This window comes from Paraburkholderia sp. BL6665CI2N2 (assembly GCF_004366535.1).
Classification (GTDB): domain Bacteria; phylum Pseudomonadota; class Gammaproteobacteria; order Burkholderiales; family Burkholderiaceae; genus Paraburkholderia.
Genome location: NZ_SORC01000001.1, coordinates 349,187 through 366,616 on the forward strand (window position 1 = coordinate 349,187; position 17,430 = coordinate 366,616).

The window sequence follows — 17,430 nt, forward strand, 5'->3', positions numbered from 1 at the left end:
ACGAGATGCATCATGACCCAGCGCCCCGCTTTGCCCTTCACGCTCGATGAGCAACTCTGCTTCGCCCTCTACTCGACCTCGCTTGCCATGACCAAGGCATACAAGCCGCTGCTGGACAAGCTGGGCCTCACGTATCCGCAATATCTGGCCATGCTGGTGCTGTGGGAGAGCGACGACGTCACGGTCAAGGACATGGCCGCGCGTCTGAACCTCGATTCGGCGACGGTCACGCCGCTGCTTAAACGCCTCGAAACACAAGGACTGCTGGAGCGGGTACGCGGTGTCGAGGATGAGCGTCTCGTGTATATCCGGCTCACCAAAGCTGGCTCGGCACTCAAGCGCCAGGCGCGCGAAGTGCCCGCGGAAATCTTCTGCGCGACCCAGCAGACGCCCGAATTTCTGCTGCGTTTGCGCGACGATCTGACTCGCCTGCGCGCCACCCTCAACGATTACATGGACCACTAGCCGACTCGCTGCAAAACGCGCGCTATCGCTGCGATGCGAAAATTCATTTGCACACAAATGATTTGTGTACTATCTTATTCACATGCCGCTGCGACAGCGCTCCGCCAGAACGGCGGGCTCACCAAAGAGCGGCAAATTGGCAGATCCTGACAACCCAGACAAAGGAGCAGCACCATGAACATCCTCTACAAAGCAAGCGCAACGAGCACCGGTGGCCGCGACGGCCGTGCAGTGTCGTCGGACAATGCATTGGACGTGAAGCTGGCAGCACCGCGTGAATTGGGCGGCACGGGCGCAGCGGGCACGAATCCGGAACAGCTCTTTGCTGCAGGCTACTCGGCGTGTTTCCTGAGTGCCATGAAGTTTGTCGCCGGACAGAAGAAGCAGACTCTGCCGGCGGACACGCAAGTCACGGCGGAAGTCGGCATCGGCCCGAACGAGAAGGGCGGCTTCGCACTCGACATCGACCTGCGCGTCTCGCTGCCGGGTCTGGACGCCGGCGCGGCGAAGGAACTGGTCGACGCGGCGCATCAGGTCTGCCCGTACTCGAACGCCACTCGCAACAACGTCGACGTCCGCTTGCAAATCGCCTGAGCGACAGATTCGATGCATCGCTAGAGAATCGCTCGAGCGGCGCGGAAAACTGCGCCGCTCGTCACGAACAGCGCCCGCACCCTGCACAATAGGGGCGGGCGCTGTGTCGTTCGCGGACGCGGCATGCAATGTGCAATGCAGATCCACAGCGCAGCCAGCAAGAGCGCCGCCATTCACCTTATTTTCACTATCCACGTTCCAGATGACACGCGTCCGACGTTTGAACGACTCTTTCGACACCGGTCTGGTCTGGTTTCGCCGCGACCTGCGCAGCACGGACAACGCCGCGCTCTACTACGCCCTCAAAAATTGCCAGCGCGTGTGGTGCGTATTCGTGTTCGATACGACGATCCTGCAGCCGCTGATCGACGCCTGGCAGGCTCGTCATCCGGACACGCAGCCCCAGGATCGCCGCGTCGAGTCGATTCTCGCCGCGGTGGGCGAACTGGACGAAGCATTACGTGCCAAGGGCGGCGGCCTGATCGTGCTGTACGGCGACCCCACCCACCTGATGCCGAAGCTCGCCGACGAACTTCGCGTGGACGCGGTTTTCGCGAATCACGATTACGAACCGGTCGCGATCGCGCGCGACGAGACGGTCCGCGAGACGCTCGCTGGAGCCGGACGCCAATGGCTGAGTTTCAAGGATCAGGTGATTTTCGAGCGCGACGAGGTACTCACTGGTCAGAACAAGCCGTTCACGGTGTTCACGCCCTACAAGAACGCGTGGCTCAAGCAGCTGACAGCTTTCGATCTGAAGCCGTATCCGGTGGAAACGTACGAGAAACATCTGGCGACAGTGCCGTCAAAGCTCAATCGCCGTTTGCCGACGCCAGACCAGCTCGGCTTTGCGCCGAGCAACCTCGCTGAACTGGATCTGCCCACTGGCATGAGCGGCGCGCAGCGCCTGCTCGACGATTTCGCGACGCGCATTGACAGCTACAAGGACCGGCGCGACTTTCCCGCTGCAAAAGGCCCGAGCTATCTGTCGATGCATCTGCGCTTCGGCACGGTCTCGATCCGCACGCTCGCGCGCCTCGCCCACGAGATGTCGCTGCAACCCGACGGGGAAGGTTCGGCGACGTGGCTGTCGGAACTGATCTGGCGAGACTTCTACTTCATGATCCTGGCGCATCATCCGCGGCTCGCGAGCGGCGCGTCGTTCAAGGAAGAGTACGACCGGCTGCGCTGGGAGCAAGGCCCGGAAGCCGACGAGGCGTTCGCCGCGTGGTGCGACGGCCGCACCGGCTATCCGCTCGTCGACGCGGCGATGCTGCAGCTGAACCGCACCGGCTATATGCACAACCGCCTGAGGATGGTGACGGCGAGTTTTCTGGTCAAGGATCTCGGCGTGGACTGGCGGCTCGGCGAGCGGTACTTCGCCGAACAGTTGAACGACTTCGATTTCTCGGCAAATAACGGCGGCTGGCAATGGGCGGCGTCGACAGGATGCGACGCACAGCCCTACTTCCGGATCTTCAATCCGATCACGCAGTCTGAAAAATTCGACGCCGAAGGACGCTTTATTAAGCGGTATCTGCCCCAGCTCGCGAAGCTGCCGTCGAAGTGGATTCATGCGCCGTGGTTGGCGGGCAGCGAAAAGCTTGCGGAGTTCGGCGTGACGTTGGGCAAGGACTATCCGGCGCCGATCGTCGACCATGCCGAGGCGCGAGCGCGCACGCTGGCCCGTTTCGGCAAGTGAGCACACGCTTATGTCGGCGGCCTGAGCGCAGCGATCGTTTTATGGCTGGTGCAGTTGCTGTTTAACGCAGCCTGGATGTGGCTATTCTTCGGCCTGCATCGACCGGACGTGGCGCTGGCCGATATTCTCATGGTGCTGATATTGATTGTCGCGCTGACATTGCATTCTGCCGACGACACAGTTGGGCAGGCGGACTATTCATGCCCTATGCGGCTTGGGTGGCGTTCGCCGCAGTGTTGAATCACGCGTTATGGCAATTGAATCCGGCTGTCTGAGCGCTTGCAACGATTTGCGACAGCTTGGGCGCCTCACCCCCGAACACCGACGTTACATCCACGCCGATGCTTTAACTAACGCAGCTTAGTGCTGGGTCATCCACGACGGTTGGCGAACGTTCGCCTCACGGTCCAGCTTACGCATACGGAATTCCAGATCATACAGATCCGTTGCTTCAGCGAGGAAAGCGTCAGCGCGTTCTTTCGCGAGTTGATCGGGCGATTTGGTCAGAAACAGAAACAGGCGGCTAAGCAGATACATGGTCAACCTCGACAATGAGTTTAGGCGTTAACGCCTAGGGGATAGCCCTCATTATAGGGAAAACCCTAGGAACATGCCAGCACTCATTTCGAAGTGTTGCAACGAGATCACCGCGCCCCCGCCGAGGCCGTTGCGGCGTCGGCTTCCGCGATCCGGCCGGCGCCCGTGCGGCGCTGGTGCTTGAAAAATTCCCACACCATCGCGCTTGCGTCGGGACCTTTGGCGGAATGAAACGGCACGGCGTCGTCGCCGCCGCTCCAGGCATGGGCAAGCCCTTGCACGCGGCACAGCCGGACCACACGCCGTCCGCCGCGCAGATAATCACGCATGACCACGCCACCCTTGCGGTCTTCGCGGACTTCGCCGGATTTGCGCGCGCCGTTCTGGTCGACGATGCGGTTCAGCCGCAGAAACTGCACCGCCAGTTGGTCGGCATTGACCGGCGAGACCACATGGTCGGCGTCGCCGTGGATGATGATGGCCGGCATGCCGGGGTAACGCGCCACGTCGGCGGTTTCGTCGACCAGTTCGGCCGGCTCGCGGCGCGCGCCCCGCCGCATGACGTCCATCGCCGTAATGCCGGAACGCGCCTCACCAAAAGCAGGGCCGGAATGCAGCGCGACCGCCGCGAAATGCTCCGGATGATTGAGGGCAAGCAGCGCCGTCAGGCCGGCGCCAGCGGAGATTCCAGCGACATACACGCGCTCGCCGTCGAACCCGTGCTGGGCGACCAGCGCATCCACCAGCGAGACCACCGCGCGTGCTTCGGCGCCGCCGGCGCTTTCGCCCGCGTCGTACCAATGCCAGCAGCGGTGCGAGTGCACGTGCTTCGACTGTTCCGGATAGACCACGGCAAAGCCGAAGCGGTCGGCCAGCACGTTCATCCGCGTGCCTTCGGCGAATTCTTCGATCGACTGCGTGCAGCCGTGCAACATCACCACTAGCGGCATGGCCTCGAGCGCGTGGCCCGTCGGGACATACAAGCCGTACTGAAGATGATTGACGAGCCGGCCGGGCGCGGCAGGCGCCGAGTGGAACGAGCGCGTCCACGACCCGCTCGCCCATGCCGAGGCGCGCGGACGCACCCGCGATTCACGAGCCATGGCGCGCGGCGCCTCACGTTTGGCGGGCGCGCGCACAACCGCGGCAGGCTTGATCGGGCGAACTTTGGTGGACGGCTTACTGGTGGCGGGTCGCGCCGGTCGCGTCGTGGTGCGCTTGGTAGTCTTGCGGGCGTGCTCAGTCTGGATCGCGAGCAGGCGCTTGAGACCGCGCAGCCAGATTTTCGATAGACTTTTTGCCATTGGCAGAAAAACCTCGCAAAAAGGGACAGGGTCCGTCCGGTGGAACGGTGCTTTGTTGTGCAATGCACAATAACACCAATCCCCATGCAATGCTGGAACCTCGGAGTACTATCCGGGACCCCAATTTCCGCTCGGCGAACCTTGTGGCGAGGCCAGCGTCAAAGCTCGGCGAAGGCTCGTTCGCTGCCCGGCCGCCGCCCGCTTGTCGCATTGTTTGCCACTTGTCAGCCGAATGTTTGCCGCCTGTTCGCCAGCGAACTCCCTGCGACAGAAAAGTCTCACGCGCAGCGCAACCGGCCTGCAGCACCCGTCTATACTGGCGGTTAATTCTTTGCCGCACGGACCTTGCGGCGTCGGCGATTTGCGCCGTTCGTGCGTTAACTCATCACCAATCCGATTCTACGCGGCCTTGGTCGCCCTTTTGCCATGCCCGATTTAGCTCCCCACCTTTGGTATTCGATCACCAGCCTCGGCAGCGCCGGCATGACGCTACCGCTCGCGTTCGCCATCGCGTTGTGGCTGGCGGTCGGCTACACGTGGCGCATGGCGGCCGGTTGGCTGCTGCTGCTCGGCGCGGCCATCGGCATCGTGACGGTGACGAAGCTGGCGTTTCTCGGCTGGGGTGTCGGCGTGCGCGAACTGGATTTCACCGGCGTCAGCGGTCACGCCATGCTGTCCACTGCCGTTTATCCGGTCGTTCTGTTCCTTATGCTCTTGCCGACGCGGCCGGTCATCCGGCTGGCCGGCGTGCTGCTCGGCCTTGCGGCGGGGATCGCGGTGGGTTTGTCGCGCGTGGTACTGAGCGCCCACTCGCCATCTGAAGCCATTACCGGCTGTCTGACCGGTGCCATAACGGCGCTGGTGTTCGTCCGACTCGCCTGGCACGCTGAGCCGGGTCGGTTGTCGGCGCTGCCCGTCGCCGTCAGCATGATGGCCCTCGCGGTGCTGGCGCACGGCGTGCACGTGCCGACGCAGCGCTGGGTCACGCACATCGCGCTGAAAGTGTCCGGTCATGACCGGCCCTTCATTCGCGCAAAGTGGAAGGCTGTGCGCGACGTCCGTCCCGCCACGGCGCCGCTGTCGCAAACGCTCAACACGCTGGCGCCGCCGCATTCGTCCGACATCTGAATCGTCTCCCGTTGTTTGACATACCGCTTCATGCGCGGGGCTGAATAATTGTCATAGGTCACCGTTATAACCTTGCATATATTACGATAGCGTTTTAACCCCGCCGATCCGGTTCGCGCCGGACTTCCAGGTCTTCATGACACTCTCCCGCCGGCTTCTAAAGCAAGCGCTGTTCGTCGCCAGCGCCGTCTCCGTCGCCATTAGCGCCAATGCGCGCGCCGACGAACTGGTGGTCTCTGCCGCCGCCAGCCTGACCAACGCGTTCAAGGCGGTCAGCGAAGTGTTCGAGCAGCAGCATCCGGGCACCAAGGTGCTGTTGAACTTCGGCGCCTCCGACGTGCTGATGCAACAGATCGTCAAGGGTGCGCCCGCCGACGTGTTCGCGTCCGCGGATCAAAAAGCCATGGACAAGGCCGCCGCCGAAAAAGTGATCGCGCCGGCCACGCGCAAGGACTTCGCCGCCAATTCGCTGGTGCTGATCGTGCCGACCGACAGCCATTTCGCGCCGACCAGGCTGAACGATCTGACGTCGGCGAATGTGAAGCGCGTGGCGTACGGCGATCCGGCGTCCGTGCCGGTCGGCCGCTACACGCAGGGCGCGCTGCAGGCTGCCGGCGTGTGGGATGCCGTGAGTGCGAAGGCCGTGCTGGCGTCGAACGTCCGTCAAAGCCTCGACTATGTGTCGCGCGGCGAAGTCGACGCCGGCTTCGTGTTCAGCACCGACGCCGCCGTCATGCCGGACAAGGTCAAGGTCGCGCTGAACGTGCCGACGCAAACGCCAATCACCTATCCGATCGCGCAAGCGGAAGGCAGCCGCCATGCCGCGGACGCGCACGCGTTCATGAACTTCGTGCTGTCGCCGGCCGGTCAGGCCGTGCTCGCGAAGTACGGTTTCAAGCCCGCGCACTGACTACCGGGACGGCGCACGCTCATGCAACAGGCCTGGATTCCGCTCCTGCTGTCGTTGAAAGTGGCGGGCTGGGCCACCGCGCTCAACCTGGTATTCGGCGTCGCCGCGGGCTTCGGTTTGTCGCGCTGGCGCTCCGGCGCGCGCGACGTGATCGATTCGCTGTTGATGCTGCCGCTGGTCATGCCACCCACCGTGCTCGGCTATTACCTGCTCGTCCTGCTCGGACGGCGCGGTGTGATCGGCGGCTGGCTCGAGCGTTTCGATATTCGGTTGGTGTTCACATGGCAGGGCGCGGTGATCGCGTCGACGGTCGTGGCGTTTCCGCTTGTGCTGAAATCGGCGCGCGCCGCCTTCGAGGCCGTCGATCCGCAACTCGAACGGGCCGCGCGCACGCTCGGCGTCAGCGAAGCAGCCGTGTTCTTTCGCGTGACGCTGCCGCTCGCCGCGCGCGGCATTCTCGCCGGCGGCCTGCTGGCTTTCGCGCGAGCGCTCGGCGAATTCGGCGCGACGCTGATGATCGCGGGCAATCTGCCGGGCCGCACGCAAACCTTGTCCGTGGCGGTCTACTCGGCGGTGCAAGCCGGCGACGACAGCACCGCGAATTTCCTCGTGCTCGTGACCTCGGTGACGTGCGTCGTGATCCTGTTGCTCGCGGGGCGCCTCGTTCCGCAGCACACACTGTTGAAGTCGGGTTGATATGCTGCTCGCCGTCGACATCCGCAAGACCTTCCAGAGCGCCGAGCGCCGCTTCACGCTCGACGTCGCCTTCAAGGCCACCTCGCAACGCGTCGTACTGTTCGGACCATCGGGCGCGGGCAAAAGTCTGACGTTGCAGGCTATCGCCGGCCTGCTGCGTCCAGACGAAGGCTCGATCACGCTGCATGGCAACGCGCTGTTCGACAGCGCGCGCGGCGTCGATCTGAAACCGCAAGCGCGCAAGCTCGCCTATCTGTTTCAGGACTACGCGCTATTTCCGCATCTGAACGTGTGGCAGAACATCGGCTTCGGCTTGCAGCGGGGCTGGCTCAATCCGCGCAGGCGCATCACGCATCCGCAGATCGATTACTGGCTCGACGCGCTGGAATTGAAGAGCGTGGCGGGTAATCATCCAGCGCAGCTTTCCGGTGGACAAAAGCAGCGCGTGGCGCTGGCGCGAGCGCTCGTCGCGCAACCTCGGCTGCTGTTGCTGGACGAACCGTTTTCGGCACTCGACAGCGCTTTGCGTCAGCGCATGCGCCGCGAGTTATCGCATCTGCAGACGCAGCTCGATATTCCGATGGTGTTGATCACGCACGATCCCGACGACGTCGCCGCCTTCGGCGATCAGGTCGTGCAGGTCAGCGACGGCCGCGTGCGCGAGGATCATCCGTTCGCGGGCTATGCACGCAGCGAGCCTTGACGCGCAACAGCGAGCGCTTCCCGCGCTCAATCTTTCACGCCAAGTATCACGCTCGACGCCTTGAACGCCGCAACAGCGCTGCCGCCTTCCACGAGGCCAAGCGTGTCGACGCTTTCATTGGTGACCACCGCCGTGATCACCGTCCCGCCCTCCAACACCAGCGATACCTCGGCATTGACCGCGCCGCGCTTCACGCTCTGCACCGTGCCGCGCAGCTGATTGCGCGCTGAGAGTTTGAGCGGCGCGCCGCTCGCGTTGTCGACGAGCAGCACGACCCACGACGCCTTGATCAACGCGAACGCCGCCACGCCCTCGACAAGCCCCAGCGTCTCGGTGCTCTCATGCGTGATGACGGAAACGATCGCGTGGCCGCCGGGCAGCGCCAGCGTGATTTCGTCGTTGACGGTGCCGCGCGTGATCGTCGACACCGTGCCATATAGTTGATTGCGCGCACTCGTCTTCACGCCGATGCGGCCGATCAGATCCCAGTCCGTCGCGAATCCTTCGATCGCCGCGCCCGCGCGTTCGAGGAAGCGGCGATGCTCGCGCTCCACCGCACGAAACGTCTCGATCAGTTTGAGGGCGCGCGGCGTCAGCGTGGTGCCGCCACCGCCTTTGCCGCCGGTCAGGCGCACCACGAGCGGCTCGCCCGCGAGATTGTTCATCGTATCGACGGCGTCCCACGCGCCTTTGTAGCTGATGCCGACAGCTTTCGCCGCGCTCGTGATCGAACCGGTCTCGCCGATCGCCGCAAGCAGCGCGATCCGCGACGCGCCGCCGAGCGTCTGCGCGCCCGCCTGAAACCAGACGGAGCCGCCGAGTTCAAGCGTTTCGCGGGAAGGATCGGTACGGTCGGGTGTCATGGCGAAGAGCGGTCGATGACCGAGGAGAGGACGACGAATCATTATAGCGACGCGAGCCTGCGCCGCCGGCCGCCAACCTGGCGGACCTCGAAAACGGATAGATGGGATACTTCGAGTTCGACGCTTCGAACACTAGGCCCTTTGCATTTTCGGCGCGGCTGGCCACGGCCGGCGCGCTGCAACTTCAACAAGGAGCAAGACAGTGAACATCGATTTATCGGGCAAGACCGCTATCGTGAGTGCATCCACGGCCGGCATCGGCCTTGCCATCGCCACCGGCATTGCCGCATCAGGCGCGCATACCATCATCAACGGACGCAAACAGGAGGCGGTGGACCGCGCGATCGACACGATCCGCAAGAGCACGCCGCAAGCGAAATTGCAGGGCTTCGCGGGCGACCTCGGCACGCTGGAAGGTTGCGAGGCGTTGACGAAAGCCGTGCCGCAGGCGGATATCCTGGTGAATAACCTCGGTATCTTCGGACCCGGCGACATCTTTACCACCGAAGACGACGACTGGGAGCGCTACTTCCAGGTCAACGTGATGTCGGGCGTGCGGCTCACGCGCCACTACCTCAAAGGGATGATGGAGCGTAAGTGGGGCCGCGTGGTGTTCATCTCGTCCGAATCGGGATTGAATATTCCGCCGGACATGCTCGCTTATGGTTTCTCGAAGACGGCGCAACTGAGCATCGCGCGCGGCATCGCCAAACAGGCGGCCGGCAGCGGCGTGACGGTGAATGCCGTGCTGCCCGGACCGACCTTGTCCGACGGCTTCCGTTCGATGGTCGAAGACACGGCTAGAGAGCAAGGCAAAACCGTCGAGCAGGTCGCCACGGAGTTCGTCCGCGAGCATCGAAGCAGTTCGATCATTCAGCGCGCGGCCACCACCGAGGAAGTGGCGAACATGGTCGTGTATGTCTGCTCGCCGCAGGCCTCGGCGACGACCGGCGCGGCGCTGCGCGTCGACGGCGGCGTGATCGATACGATTGCGTGACGTTGCCGCTTTTCCAATAAACGGCGGGCGGCATGGCCGCCCGTTTTCACATCACGGGACGGCCGCAACCATCACAATGCGTACTGCGCAATCCCATTGCCGAACGACCAGTTCTCCTTCAACACTTCGACGAGGTTGATGAACACATCCTCTCGTCGCAGCCCCGGCGATTCCGCCAGTTCGTCCGCCATCCGCTTGTACAGCGCCTTTTTCATCTCAAGGGTGCGGGTGTTGTTCAGCGTGATCTGAATGATCACGAGATCGTCGCTTCGCTCGACGTTCAGATACTGGTTGTCGTACACGAAATTGCCGGCCTCATGCTCGGTGATCAGCATGAAGATGTCGTCCTTCGGCACGTTGAAGGTGTCCACCAGCGCACGCTGGATGCTTTGCGTCACCGCCTTCCGGTACTCGACGGGCTTGCCTGCGCGCAATGCGATTCGTGTGAGCGGCATGATGAAATCTCCTTTGGCTGCGTTGATTGGGGTAAACACAGCTTAGGCGCGCTCAGTCATAATGAACAGACATCATTGATGATTTCATCTATATTCATCAGAAATGAAAGTTCTCGATCTCGATGCGGTCCGGGCCTTCGTTCTGGTCGCCGATCTGCATAGCTTTACGCGTGCCGCGGACGCGCTGGACACGACCCAATCGGCCGTCAGCCTTAAGCTCAAGCGGCTGGAAGCGCATCTGGGTAAGCAATTGCTGGAGCGCACGCCGCGCGCGGTGCGCCTTTCCGCGGACGGCAATGCGTTCCTTAGCGCCGCGCGCGACCTGCTGAACGCGCATGAACGCGCGCTCGGGTCGCTGTCGGTCGAGCGACGGCGGCTCGCGCTGGGACTCAGCGAGCATGTCGCGGGACCGGACCTGCCGCACCTGCTCGGCAAGCTCAATGCGCACGACCCGGGTCTGGTGATCGAATTGCATCTGGGCACGTCGGCCGCGCTGCTCGCGCAATTCGACGAACGCCGCCTCGACGCGGTGATTGTCCGCTATGGCGCCGACGAACCGCCGCGTGACGACGCTCAGGTGCTGTTCAGCGAGCCGCTCGGCTGGCTCGCCACGCCGGCGTGGCTGCCGCGAGTCGGCGAGCCATTGGCGCTCGCGCTGTTGAGCCCGCCGTGCAACGTGCGCGACGTGGCGCTCCGCGCGCTCGCGCAGGCGGCCGTCGGCTGGCAGGAGGTGTTCGTCGGTGGCGGCGTGGCGGCCGTCGGCGCGGCCGTGGCGGCAGGACTGGCGGTGTCGCCGCTGGCGCGCCGCGTGGCGCCGCGTGGGCTGATCGACGTCGGCCCGCGGCTGGGTTTGCCAACGCTGCCGGAATCGCGCGTGACGCTGCATTCGCGGGTGAGAGACGAGCGGTCGGTGGAGACGTTGCGGCTGGTGACGAATGGGTTGGCGAGCGTTTGAGTTACTGACGGCGTCCATTCAGATGCCGCGCCTGGAAAAACCATCGGCGCGCATCCTCGAACTTGGACGCACAACGTTAGGTCTGCCGCGCAGCAAGCCGAAACGCAAACGCCCAGCTTGATTGCGGATTAATGAAGGATTGGCGGCAGCGAACCGCTGCTGGCGGTAGCGGGATTGCTCGTTGCGTTCGCCGGGTTGGCGCTAACGTTTGCGGAAGAGGCCGGCACATTCACGTGAGATGGAGCCGGTTTCGCCGCGCCGGTTTTTGCCACGACCTTGGCCGTTTGCGGATGAGCCTGACGAGCCGGAACCACCAGATTCGCGCGCACAACCTTGCCTTGGCCCGCTTTCGTCTGGACCAGCTGCGCGTGCGGTTTTTTACTCTGCGCGATCACGGCCGCTTTCGATACGGTTTTGCCTGTGTGCGTGGCGTTGGTCCCGCTCTTCGTGGCGCCCTTGGCGGCCACCTTGTTCACGCCGGCATGCGCCGCGCGCTGATCACCGTGCGCTGTCGCCACTGCAACGCGCTTCGAAACGGCCTTTGAAGTGGCCTTCGACGCCGTCTTCGAACCGGCATTAGACTTGACCTTGGCCGCCCCCGGCTTCTTTGCCTGGCTTCCGACATGCCCGCTCGCCTCGGGCGGATTCCACACTTCGGTGTAACCGGCGGCCGTCGCCGCGCTCGACATACACCACACGGCAAGCGCCGCTCCTGCTGCTACTGCTCGAACGCCCATCTCCTGCTTCTCCTGATCTTCGATTTATGACGAGCCAGGATTATATTCTCTTGCAAAAATCCATATTTAGACTAATATCATTTTCAAGTACAAATGAGGACTTACCCGCTCATGGCTCACGCTGCCCGCGCCACCCCATCCGAAGCGCCGATTCCTCGGCCGGTTTCGGAACCCACGCTAACGGAAATGTCCGCGGCGGGTCTACGTGCGTTCTTCAACATTGCGCGCGACTGGGACCTGAGCGCGGAAGAACAGATCGTGCTGCTCGGTTCTCCGGGCCGCTCCACCTATTTCAAATGGAAGGCCGCGCCTGAAACGGCCCGCCTCGGGCGCGACACGCTCGAACGCCTATCGCTGCTGCTCGGCATCTACAAGGCACTGCAAATCCTGCTGCCGCAAGCCAGTGCCGCCGACACCTGGATCAAACGCCCCAACAGCGCGCCGCCGTTCGGCGGCCGCCGCGCGCTGGACCGCATGCTGGCGGGCAACATCAGCGACCTTGTGGCCGTGCGCCAGTATCTCGACGCAATGCGAGGCGGCTGGGCGTGACACAACCGCATTGGCAGGACCGCTGGCGCACGGCGCCGCTCGATTGGTCGCCCGCGTATCGCGTGATTCCGACGCGCTTTCCGGCCGTCAATCTGTTCGACCGGGTTGCCTCGCCGGAAGATTTCGACGCGCTGTACGCGCTCGAAGCGATGACCAACGACCGCCTGCGCACCGAAGTCGGCGAACTCGAACTGGTGCCGCGCGAAGAGCGCCGCTTCGGGCCGGGCTACGGGCCGATCATGGCCGCGTTGACGCATCTGAATCCGCTCGGCAGCCGTTTCTCGGACGGCACGTACGGCGTGTTCTATTGCGCCCGCTCACGCGCCACCGCCATCGCCGAAACGCGTTATCACACGGGGAAATTTCTGGAAGCGACGGCCGAGCCGCCCATGCGCCAGCAAATGCGTCTCTACACCGTCGTCGCGCAAGGCAACGTGGTGGACATTCGCGACGACACGTCGGTGGATCTCGCGGTGCTGTCCCCGGACGACTACCTGGCCGGACAGTCGCTCGGCCGAGCCGTCCGCGAGGCGGGTGCGCCGGGTATCGTGTATCCGTCGGTGCGCGATGACGGCGGCGAATGCCTCGCCGCGTTCAGGACCACGCTGCTACGCGACTGCCATCACGCGGCGTATCTGGAATACAACTGGAACGGCACGAGCGTGGATATGGTGTTCGAACTTAGCCAGGTCGGCTGATCGCGCGGCCTGAATGCCCGATGTGTGCCCGATGCGTGGCCGATTCGTGGCTGATGCGCGACCGGACCGCGGCCGGCGTATGGCCCATGTGCGGCCAATACGTGGCCAACGTGTCGGCCGGCGCGCGCCGCCCGCCGTCAAGGCAGCGCCAGCGCCGCCGCGCCTTCCGCGCGCGCTTCTTCGGTCGAGATCGACCAGCGCCGCAACGCGAGTGGCTCCACGATCGTGAGCTTGCCGCCCGGTCCGAACGCACCGGTGTCGATGAACAACTGCGAGCCGACCTGCTTGATGTCGCGCATCGGCGTGTGGCCGCAATAAGTCAGCGAGAGTCCGCGCTGCCGCTGCGGGTCGCCATTGCCCAACGCCAGGTCGCGGCCCCATAGCAATCGCTGGCGGGTTTCTTCGGAGAAATTACCCGCGTCGAGCTCCGCGTCCGAACCGAAAAATTCGGCATGCAGAACATTAAAGCGCTCCTTGCCGCTGCCGACCACGCGCACAAGCGGCAACCCGCGCAAGATCTCGGCGTAATGCTGCAAGCGTTCGTTGGACAATTGCGCCGCCCAGATGCCGCCGATTCCATACCACCATTGACGCCGCAAGCGTCCGTCGGCCACGGCGCACAGGGTGTCTTCGTGATTGCCGAGCACAGCGAAAAACCAGGGTTTGTCGAGCAGCGCCAAAGCCAGTTCGGAATGCTCGCCGCGGTCCACCAGATCGCCGACCGAAAACAACCGGTCCCGCGCCGGATCGAACGTGATCACGCGCAGCAGATAGCGCAATGCATCGACGCAGCCATGCAGATCGCCTACCACGAAGTCGCGGCCGCTCTGGTTCGCGGCGTGATGCTGGACGGAATTGACGAGTACGGAAGCCATGGTTTCATGATAATGCGGCATCCGCGATACGTATGCGCGCTGCCCATCGTTTCCTGGCGCCGCAGCGGCTTGAAATGACGCAAATTAACGCCAAAGCGACGTGTTTCCGGCAGGCTTTACCGGAAACACCCGTTCGCGTGGTCACTATTGCTGAGTTCGCAATTTGCCGACTTGCTCGGCCGTCACGGTGGACTGCGGATTGCCGAAGTGTTTGGTCACATAGTTGGTGATGGCGGCCACCTGCTCGTCACTGAGTTGATTGGCGAATGCAGGCATCAGCACGTCGGCCTGTTTCGTCGTACGCGTGACACCGTGCAGGATCACCATCGCCAGATTGTTGGAGTCGCTCGCGCCCACAGCCGAGTTGTGAATCAACGACGGATACGCCCCCGGCGCGCTCGCGCCCACGCCTTGCCCGGTCCAGCCATGGCAGCTCCCGCAATTCGCGACGAACAGTTGCGCACCGTTCACGGCGTGGACAGCGGTGCCGCGCAGCGTCGTCACGTCGTCGGCGGGATTGCCCCACTGGTCGCGCGGCCGCGATTCGCCGCCGCTGATCGGCGGCACCGCGCGCAGATACGCGACGATGGAGCCGAGATCTTCACGCGTCAGATATTGCGTGCTGTCGGTGACCACTTCGGCCATCGGACCGGCTGCATTGGCGCGGCCCGGCGCCGCACCGGTCGACAGATACGACATCAGTTCGTCATCGCTCCAGTTGCCCACGCCGCTGTTTTTGTCGGACGTGATGTTGTACGCGTGCCAGCCGGCCTGCACCGCGCCGGCGAAACGCGCGCTCGACTTCAAACCCTGCGTGAAATTGCGCGGCGTATGGCATTCCTCGCAATGCGCAAGCCCTTGCACCAGATACGCGCCGCGATTCCATTCGGCGCTTTGCCGGGGATCGGGCACGAAACGGCCCTCGGTGAAATTGAACAGGTTCCAGAACACCATCAGCCAGCGTTGATTGAACGGGAAATTCAGGCTGTTGGCCGGCGGCGTGTAGTGGACCGGCGTGAGCGTGTTCAGATACGCGCGAATGGCCAGCACGTCCTGCTCGGTGACCTTGGTGTACTCCGCATATGGGAAGGCCGGATAGAGGCGCTCGCCGCCTTTGCCGATGCCCTCATGCATGGCACGCAGAAAATCGGCGTCGGTCCATTGACCGATGCCTGTATCCGGATCGGGCGTGATATTCGGCGTCACGATAGTGCCGAACGGCGTGTTGATCGGCAGGCCGCCCGCGAACGGCCGCGCTTTGTCCGCGGTATGGCACGCCATGCAATCGCCGGCGCGCGCGAGGTATGCGCCGCGCTTGACCAGGTCGCTGCCGGCCGCCGACACCGGCAAGGCCGCGCCGTTGACCGCTTGCGCGGCGTCGTCGGCGCGGGCCTGGGTGATCGGCAGTTCATCGTTGCGCTGTGTGCCGGGACCGTGTGCCTCATACCAGGCGACATACAGCGCGAACAGCGAAAAAATCGCGGCCAGCGTCGCGACCCGGAGATGACGGCGGCGGGCCTTCTGCGCCAGCGCCTCGAGCCGCTGCGCGCGAGAGGTGTTGTTCGTCATTGTGGCTCTCCGTTCACGCTCAGATTTCATGCTTGAGCTTGTCGGCCAGCTTCAGCGACAAAGCCGCGATCGTCAGCGTGCAATTCACCGACGCCGCGGTCGGCATCACGCCGCTGCTGGCGATGAACAGATTGGAGTGGTCGTGCGTGCGGCAGTCCGCATCGACGACCGAATCCGCCGGATCGCTACCCATGATCGTGGTGCCCATGATGTGATTGTTCGGCGCGAAGGTATCGTCGAAAGTGACCTCGGCGCCGCCGAACAGCGCGGCGATCTGCGCATACAGTTCGTGCGTGTTGGCCGCGCTTTTCTTCACGTAGTCATTGATCGAGTAATAGATTTCCGGCTGCGGAATGCCGAGCGAATCCTTGTGATCCGCCGACGGCACCACGCGGTTCTGCGGCTCGGCCAGATGCTCGTGGAAGCTGTTGATATTCAGCGTGCGTGCCGCGCGGTCGCGAATCTGCCGGTCGAGTTCGGCGCCGGTCAGACCTTGCTTGAGCAGTGCGGCGGTCACGCTCATCGTGGGCACGCCGTTCGAGAGATGCAGCTTCTTCGCGGCGTAGTCCGAACGGAACGCGCCATCGCGAAAGTTGACGATCGAGGTCATCTCCATCGGTCCGCGTCCGGGCCACAACGGTTCATTGGCGAGGAACGTAACGCCCGTGCCCGGATGGTCCATCAGGTTGCGGCCCACCTGGTCGGAACTGTTGCCGACGCCATGCGGGAATTTATCGGACGTCGACATCAGCATCAGCTTCGGCGTTTCGATGCCGTTCGCGGCGAGCACGAACAGTTTGCCGGTCACGCGCGTGCTGTTGCCGTTCGGGTCCTTGTAGTGGACTGCCGTGATCAACCCTTTGTTGTCCGCTTCGACGCGATACACCACCGCTTCCGGAATCAGTTTCGCGCCGGCCTGTTCGGCTTTCTCCGCATGCACGACGCCGTTGTACATCGCGGCGATCGGGCAGATCGGCATGCAGTTGTTATTGCCGCAGCAGGTAGGCCGCGCATCGTACGGACGGCTGTTGCGCGCCACCGGCTCGGGCACGACCTTGAAGCCTTGCGCATTGAGCACGTCGCTGAAACGCTGATCCATGTACGAGAGCGGAAGCGGGTTCATCGGATACGGCTTCGAGCGCGGCGAGCCGAGATCGATCGAACTGCCCGGGCCGGACACACCGAGTTGCACTTCAGCCGCCGAATACCACGGCTCCAGCGTTTCATACGGATACGGCCAGTCGCGTCCCACGCCATACAGCTTGTGCAACTGGAAGTCCGAGGGCAACAGCCGCCAGGCGGCCGCGGCCCAATGCCAGGTCGTGCCGCCTACCAGCCGCAGATACTGCGAGCTATACGGATAGTCGCCTTTCTGGATCAGATAATTGTTTTCGGGCGCGTACTCGGGATGCGGCGCGTAAGGCGTCGATGGATACGGTGTCGCGAAGTCCGACTTGACCGGCGAGTTGCGGAAGTTCTCGACGATCTGCCAACGCGGAATGCGTGGCCCGGCCTCGAGCAGAATCACCGACGCGCCGGCGAGCGCCATCTGATGCGCGACCAGTCCGCCCGCCACGCCCGAACCGACCACGACGATGTCGGCGGAATTTGAGTTTGCCATTGTTGCCCTCTTGCAGGCTTGCTGTGCTGCCTGTTGTGCTGCCTGTTTGTGCTTGCTGTATTCACGTACCGG

General features: G+C 63.6%; 19 protein-coding genes and 1 pseudogene. 12 read left to right on the forward strand and 8 right to left on the reverse strand.

From position 1 onward, the window contains the following. The first annotated feature begins 12 nt into the window (after window positions 1-12). The 4 genes and pseudogenes from B0G81_RS01535 to B0G81_RS01550 all read left to right on the forward strand — a co-directional run bounded on the left by B0G81_RS01535 (window position 13) and on the right by B0G81_RS01550 (window position 3,036). Window positions 13-465, forward strand: a complete 453-nt coding sequence (locus tag B0G81_RS01535; protein ID WP_012428590.1) for a MarR family transcriptional regulator — start codon at window positions 13-15, stop codon at window positions 463-465. Window positions 466-639: 174 nt separating this feature from the next. Further along, the gene (locus tag B0G81_RS01540; RefSeq protein WP_134132844.1) at window positions 640-1,059 is read left to right on the forward strand and encodes an organic hydroperoxide resistance protein; all 420 of its coding nucleotides are present in this window, start codon (window positions 640-642) and stop codon (window positions 1,057-1,059) included. A 202-nt stretch (window positions 1,060-1,261) separates the two neighbouring features. Next, complete coding sequence (locus B0G81_RS01545) at window positions 1,262-2,761, forward strand: deoxyribodipyrimidine photo-lyase (RefSeq protein WP_134132846.1); 1,500 nt, start codon at window positions 1,262-1,264, stop codon at window positions 2,759-2,761. A gap of 75 nt (window positions 2,762-2,836) precedes the next feature. After that, window positions 2,837-3,036: pseudogene (locus B0G81_RS01550) on the forward strand (TspO/MBR family protein). Window positions 3,037-3,121: 85 nt separating this feature from the next. Here B0G81_RS01550 and B0G81_RS01555 read toward each other — a convergent pair. Continuing rightward, the gene (locus B0G81_RS01555; RefSeq protein WP_095422103.1) at window positions 3,122-3,298 is read right to left on the reverse strand and encodes a DUF3563 family protein; all 177 of its coding nucleotides are present in this window, start codon (window positions 3,296-3,298) and stop codon (window positions 3,122-3,124) included. Window positions 3,299-3,405: 107 nt separating this feature from the next. Continuing rightward, entirely contained in the window at window positions 3,406-4,602 is a 1,197-nt protein-coding gene (locus B0G81_RS01560; RefSeq protein WP_134132849.1) for a PHB depolymerase family esterase, read from the reverse strand. A gap of 426 nt (window positions 4,603-5,028) precedes the next feature. On the opposite strand from B0G81_RS01560, the gene B0G81_RS01565 reads away from it, so the two are divergent. The 4 genes from B0G81_RS01565 (at window position 5,029) to B0G81_RS01580 (ending at window position 8,039) form a co-directional block, all read left to right on the forward strand. Further along, window positions 5,029-5,730: a phosphatase PAP2 family protein gene (locus B0G81_RS01565; RefSeq protein ID WP_134132852.1), complete on the forward strand. Its 702-nt coding sequence runs from the start codon at window positions 5,029-5,031 to the stop codon at window positions 5,728-5,730. A 136-nt stretch (window positions 5,731-5,866) separates the two neighbouring features. Then, window positions 5,867-6,640, forward strand: coding sequence for a molybdate ABC transporter substrate-binding protein (gene modA / locus B0G81_RS01570; protein ID WP_134132855.1), 774 nt, complete (start codon window positions 5,867-5,869; stop codon window positions 6,638-6,640). A gap of 21 nt (window positions 6,641-6,661) precedes the next feature. Continuing rightward, window positions 6,662-7,336 (forward strand): molybdate ABC transporter permease subunit, encoded by a 675-nt coding sequence (gene modB, locus B0G81_RS01575; protein WP_134132858.1) that lies wholly within the window; start codon window positions 6,662-6,664, stop codon window positions 7,334-7,336. Between the two features lies 1 nt (window position 7,337). Then, complete coding sequence (locus B0G81_RS01580; protein WP_134132860.1) at window positions 7,338-8,039, forward strand: ATP-binding cassette domain-containing protein; 702 nt, start codon at window positions 7,338-7,340, stop codon at window positions 8,037-8,039. Between the two features lie 26 nt (window positions 8,040-8,065). Here B0G81_RS01580 and B0G81_RS01585 read toward each other — a convergent pair whose 3' ends face one another. Beyond that, a complete protein-coding gene (locus tag B0G81_RS01585) occupies window positions 8,066-8,902 on the reverse strand; it encodes a TOBE domain-containing protein (protein WP_134132863.1) in 837 nt (278 codons plus the stop codon). A 202-nt stretch (window positions 8,903-9,104) separates the two neighbouring features. Between B0G81_RS01585 and B0G81_RS01590 the strand changes: the two genes are divergently transcribed. After that, window positions 9,105-9,899 carry an SDR family oxidoreductase gene (locus tag B0G81_RS01590; protein WP_134132866.1) on the forward strand — a complete coding sequence of 265 codons (795 nt, stop codon included), beginning with the start codon at window positions 9,105-9,107 and terminating at the stop codon, window positions 9,897-9,899. A 71-nt stretch (window positions 9,900-9,970) separates the two neighbouring features. Here B0G81_RS01590 and B0G81_RS01595 read toward each other — a convergent pair whose 3' ends face one another. Beyond that, a complete protein-coding gene (locus B0G81_RS01595; protein ID WP_116122625.1) occupies window positions 9,971-10,354 on the reverse strand; it encodes a tautomerase family protein in 384 nt (127 codons plus the stop codon). A 103-nt stretch (window positions 10,355-10,457) separates the two neighbouring features. On the opposite strand from B0G81_RS01595, the gene B0G81_RS01600 reads away from it, so the two are divergent. After that, window positions 10,458-11,309: a LysR family transcriptional regulator gene (locus tag B0G81_RS01600; protein WP_134132869.1), complete on the forward strand. Its 852-nt coding sequence runs from the start codon at window positions 10,458-10,460 to the stop codon at window positions 11,307-11,309. 128 nt (window positions 11,310-11,437) lie between these two features. On the opposite strand, the gene B0G81_RS01605 is transcribed toward B0G81_RS01600, so the two are convergent. After that, a complete protein-coding gene (locus B0G81_RS01605) occupies window positions 11,438-12,046 on the reverse strand; it encodes a hypothetical protein (protein WP_134132874.1) in 609 nt (202 codons plus the stop codon). Between the two features lie 111 nt (window positions 12,047-12,157). On the opposite strand from B0G81_RS01605, the gene B0G81_RS01610 reads away from it, so the two are divergent. Continuing rightward, the gene (locus B0G81_RS01610) at window positions 12,158-12,595 is read left to right on the forward strand and encodes an MbcA/ParS/Xre antitoxin family protein (RefSeq protein ID WP_134132879.1); all 438 of its coding nucleotides are present in this window, start codon (window positions 12,158-12,160) and stop codon (window positions 12,593-12,595) included. After that, complete coding sequence (locus B0G81_RS01615; RefSeq protein ID WP_134132882.1) at window positions 12,592-13,293, forward strand: RES family NAD+ phosphorylase; 702 nt, start codon at window positions 12,592-12,594, stop codon at window positions 13,291-13,293. Before B0G81_RS01610 ends, B0G81_RS01615 begins: the two co-directional genes overlap by 4 nt. Window positions 13,294-13,430: 137 nt before the next feature. Here the strand turns inward: B0G81_RS01615 and B0G81_RS01620 are convergent, their stop codons facing one another. The 3 genes from B0G81_RS01620 to B0G81_RS01630 form a co-directional block, all read right to left on the reverse strand. Next, complete coding sequence (locus B0G81_RS01620) at window positions 13,431-14,168, reverse strand: metallophosphoesterase (protein ID WP_181196573.1); 738 nt, start codon at window positions 14,166-14,168, stop codon at window positions 13,431-13,433. A gap of 144 nt (window positions 14,169-14,312) precedes the next feature. Beyond that, window positions 14,313-15,737, reverse strand: coding sequence for a cytochrome c (locus B0G81_RS01625; protein WP_134132885.1), 1,425 nt, complete (start codon window positions 15,735-15,737; stop codon window positions 14,313-14,315). A gap of 19 nt (window positions 15,738-15,756) precedes the next feature. Further along, window positions 15,757-17,358 carry a GMC family oxidoreductase gene (locus B0G81_RS01630; RefSeq protein ID WP_134132888.1) on the reverse strand — a complete coding sequence of 534 codons (1,602 nt, stop codon included), beginning with the start codon at window positions 17,356-17,358 and terminating at the stop codon, window positions 15,757-15,759. Window positions 17,359-17,430 lie beyond the last annotated feature (72 nt).

Excerpts from the sequence above, each read along its gene's own strand:
- B0G81_RS01545 (WP_134132846.1), top strand. The coding sequence starts at position 1,262 with ATGACACGCGTCCGACGTTTGAACGACTCTTTCGACACCGGTCTGGTC.
- B0G81_RS01540 (WP_134132844.1), top strand. The coding sequence starts at position 640 with ATGAACATCCTCTACAAAGCAAGCGCAACGAGCACCGGTGGCCGCGAC.
- B0G81_RS01535 (WP_012428590.1), top strand. The coding sequence starts at position 13 with ATGACCCAGCGCCCCGCTTTGCCCTTCACGCTCGATGAGCAACTCTGC.
- modA (WP_134132855.1), top strand. The coding sequence starts at position 5,867 with ATGACACTCTCCCGCCGGCTTCTAAAGCAAGCGCTGTTCGTCGCCAGC.
- modB (WP_134132858.1), top strand. The coding sequence starts at position 6,662 with ATGCAACAGGCCTGGATTCCGCTCCTGCTGTCGTTGAAAGTGGCGGGC.
- B0G81_RS01580 (WP_134132860.1), top strand. The coding sequence starts at position 7,338 with ATGCTGCTCGCCGTCGACATCCGCAAGACCTTCCAGAGCGCCGAGCGC.
- B0G81_RS01610 (WP_134132879.1), top strand. The coding sequence starts at position 12,158 with ATGGCTCACGCTGCCCGCGCCACCCCATCCGAAGCGCCGATTCCTCGG.
- B0G81_RS01625 (WP_134132885.1), bottom strand. The coding sequence starts at position 15,737 with ATGACGAACAACACCTCTCGCGCGCAGCGGCTCGAGGCGCTGGCGCAG.
- B0G81_RS01585 (WP_134132863.1), bottom strand. The coding sequence starts at position 8,902 with ATGACACCCGACCGTACCGATCCTTCCCGCGAAACGCTTGAACTCGGC.
- B0G81_RS01630 (WP_134132888.1), bottom strand. The coding sequence starts at position 17,358 with ATGGCAAACTCAAATTCCGCCGACATCGTCGTGGTCGGTTCGGGCGTG.
- B0G81_RS01555 (WP_095422103.1), bottom strand. The coding sequence starts at position 3,298 with ATGTATCTGCTTAGCCGCCTGTTTCTGTTTCTGACCAAATCGCCCGAT.
- B0G81_RS01565 (WP_134132852.1), top strand. The coding sequence starts at position 5,029 with ATGCCCGATTTAGCTCCCCACCTTTGGTATTCGATCACCAGCCTCGGC.
- B0G81_RS01605 (WP_134132874.1), bottom strand. The coding sequence starts at position 12,046 with ATGGGCGTTCGAGCAGTAGCAGCAGGAGCGGCGCTTGCCGTGTGGTGT.
- B0G81_RS01595 (WP_116122625.1), bottom strand. The coding sequence starts at position 10,354 with ATGCCGCTCACACGAATCGCATTGCGCGCAGGCAAGCCCGTCGAGTAC.
- B0G81_RS01620 (WP_181196573.1), bottom strand. The coding sequence starts at position 14,168 with ATGGCTTCCGTACTCGTCAATTCCGTCCAGCATCACGCCGCGAACCAG.
- B0G81_RS01600 (WP_134132869.1), top strand. The coding sequence starts at position 10,458 with ATGAAAGTTCTCGATCTCGATGCGGTCCGGGCCTTCGTTCTGGTCGCC.
- B0G81_RS01560 (WP_134132849.1), bottom strand. The coding sequence starts at position 4,602 with ATGGCAAAAAGTCTATCGAAAATCTGGCTGCGCGGTCTCAAGCGCCTG.